At 42.4% G+C, this 3075-nt stretch carries 2 protein-coding genes; both read left to right on the top strand.

The window, feature by feature from the left end; translation table 11 throughout:
• Nucleotides 1-26 precede the first annotated feature (26 nt).
• Nucleotides 27-473 carry a BRCT domain-containing protein gene (locus BOO20_RS00200; RefSeq protein ID WP_083694454.1) on the top strand — a complete coding sequence of 149 codons (447 nt, stop codon included), beginning with the start codon at nucleotides 27-29 and terminating at the stop codon, nucleotides 471-473.
• Nucleotides 474-1324: 851 nt separating this feature from the next.
• Nucleotides 1325-2779, top strand: coding sequence for a site-specific tyrosine recombinase/integron integrase (gene xerA, locus BOO20_RS00185; RefSeq protein WP_076789058.1), 1455 nt, complete (start codon nucleotides 1325-1327; stop codon nucleotides 2777-2779).
• Nucleotides 2780-3075 lie beyond the last annotated feature (296 nt).

The raw sequence follows: 3075 nt of genomic DNA, 5'->3' as shown, positions 1-3075 counted from the left end.
CCGTTTTTGTACTCTAACTCAAACGTTTGAATTCTCCAATTCACGCTGAACCAAAACAAAAGGTCGACCCTGACGAGCACAAGTTACTAATGAGCTTTTTTGGTGAATTTGTATCTATTCTCGATAACAAGACGATTGTTAGCCCGTCACTCCTTGAAGGTTTAGCTATTGTTGGTCTATGCGCTGTATGTCCTGAAATAACATTTTCTGACACAGTCTTTTGCCTTACCGGGCAATCTCACAAGTATACTCGGTGTGAATTTGAAGAACTAATTTCCAGTCTCGGAGGAAAGGCTGCAAATAGTGTTTCTAAGAAAGTTAACTATCTGGTCGTTGGCTCAGATGGAAATCCGTGCTGGGCATATGCCTGTTACGGGCGTAAAGTCGAGAAAGCCGTAGAACTCCGAAGGGCAGGGCACACGATAGTTATCGTTCATGAAAATGACTTTCACGATGCAGTATTAGATCAATAATTCAATGAATTGGTGTTCGGCTAACGATTCGATGCAGGTGCAGGTATGTTCAGTTAAGTCTGTAAACTGCCAAATGTCATAACTGAACTTTACCCTCAAATTTAATCCCTACGGGTAAATTCCCCGAAGCCTTGCTGAGAGCATTCTTTATTCTAAACTATTTTTCGGGATATTTTCAAAGCACTTTTTCTACCCTGAACGGCTGTTATCCTGACTCGTGAGCGATATATGAATTGTGTTGCCGGGTGATTCTTTGGCACCAACAAGATAAAAGCGTTGCACTCGTGGCTCAATGGCAGAGCAACTGACTCTTAATCAGTGTGTTGAAGGTTCGACGCTTTTGTCTGTTACACTTATCCCTTGGGAGCGCCTAGCTCCAGCCCATCCGCTGCATCCCTTTTCATCCCTGTGTGCGTTTCTGCTCATTTTGTTATCGCTATTCAACAACGTCCCCGAGTACACACGCTCCGCCAGGAACGGGGCGGCTGCTGGCGTTATCCCGACAAGTTCGCCTTCCGCTGTTCGCAGCGCTCGTTCGTGGTTTCCAAAGCGGTCAACGATTTCCGTGGATTCCGGCTGGTATTACCGGTGCAAGCGGACTCGTAAGGAGCAGAAAAAGGGGTGGCGATGCATTTCCCGGTTTCCGTGCAGGAGGCATTCGTATATGTCAGGTGAAACGGATTGTGAATCGGTGCGCACCTGAGCGTGCATAAGCAGGAGATTGAGATAACTATTTTGAAATATATCTGTACTTTATAGCTTAAAAAGTTGGCGCCGTCCACCCTGTACAGTGACTGACTAAGCGACGCTGTATTGAGGGGTTATTTTTCGTTGGAAGGAGTTGTAAAACTATGATTCAGACCAGCAAAATAAATTACCGGGGCGAGGATAGGCTGAAACTCGTGTTCGCCTATAATGATTTCATTATAAATAAGATAAGGCATATTGAAGGTGCTGTCTGGAGCAAGACACTCAGAGCATGGCATATCCCGTTCACCGAGGAAGCTTTTGGCGAATTTAAGAAGCTATTTCCTGATATAGTCCTCCCATATCCTGCAGGTTCAGCAAACATGTCAGGTACCGTAGAACTAACGAAAGCTACCAATGAACCACCGGTGCCACCACCTTTAGCAATGACACAACCTGAAGGGAAAATCGCAGCAAAAGCAGATCTGCAAAATGTAACGCAACACAACGGAATCGCTATCGAAATATCCCCGAAACAAATTACCGTTACAATGCCTAAGAATGAGACGGATATACAGTTCATTCGTACCTTCAAATATGTGAGGTGGAACAGCAATAATTTTTGCTGGGTCATACCGAACTACGGCAAAAATATTGACTTGTTAAAAAATTACTTTGGTCAGCGTATCACAAATATAAAAACCGTAATTGCGCTACCGCAAAATCCGACATTGAACTACCCAGCAAACGAAGTTATTGCCGATTTGCCGTTGTTGGACAAAGTCAACCATGATGAAATTGCCGCCTTCAAACAGTGGATGGAGCACAAGCGATACAGCGAATCTACGATAAAGACCTATACACAAGCCATTACCACTTTTTTGAGGTTTATTAAACCCAAAAGGAGTACTGAAGCGACCAATGATGATATGGTGCGGTTCGTTCAACAGTATATGCTACCGAAGAAGCTAAGCCAATCATATCAAAATCAGGCTGTTAACGCGGCAAGATTGTTTTTCAAAACAATTCAAGGTTCAAAGCTCATAACGGAACAGATCGAGCGGCCAAGACCAGAACATAAGCTGCCCAACGTGCTGAGCAAGGAGGACGTTGCAGCTATACTTCAGGCATCACAGAACCTCAAACACCGTACGATGTTGAGCTTGATTTATGCCTGTGGTCTTCGACGGGGAGAGTTGTTGAATCTCAAACCTGAGAATGTTGATGCGAAAAGGCATTTATTGATAATAGTCAATGCAAAAGGAAAAAAAGACAGAGTCATTCCCATATCGGACAAAGTGATTGTAATGTTGCGGGAATACTATAAAATATATCGCCCCAGGATTTGGTTGTTTGAGGGTCAGGAACCTGGTACACAGTACAGCGAAACCAGCTTGCAAAAAGTGTTAAAACATGCACTCGATCAGGCAAAAATCAAAAAACCAGTAACGCTTCATTGGTTGCGGCACTCTTATGCAACACATTTACTGGAAGCTGGAACTGATCTTCGATACATACAAGAGCTCTTAGGGCATAAGAGCAGTAAGACGACAGAAATCTATACCCATGTATGCGAACAGAGTTTACTAAAAATTTCCAGCCCCTTTGATAATTTGTAAGAAATATTATGCACCTCTAAGGTATATAAAGGATGCCAGAATAGCTGGCTTTATATACCTTTTGGTGGGATATGGTGCATAGATAAAGGAGTTAGGTAATATTTAAAAAATAGAATTATGAAACATTTTGTGACAAAAACAATTATCCTATTAACTCTATTGTTTTCATATAATTCTTCTTATGCCCAAACCGAATGCGGATGTGGCAAAGGAGAATTAAAATATAACCCTCATGAAAGTAAATGGGAGTATGCTTCTAAAGATGCAAAGTTAAAATATAATCCTCATGAGAGTAA

The sequence above is a fragment of the Chlorobium sp. KB01 genome (assembly GCF_001975465.1).
Classification (GTDB): Bacteria; Bacteroidota; Chlorobiia; order Chlorobiales; family Chlorobiaceae; genus Chlorobium.
This window is presented reverse-complemented; position numbering and strand designations above follow the sequence as displayed.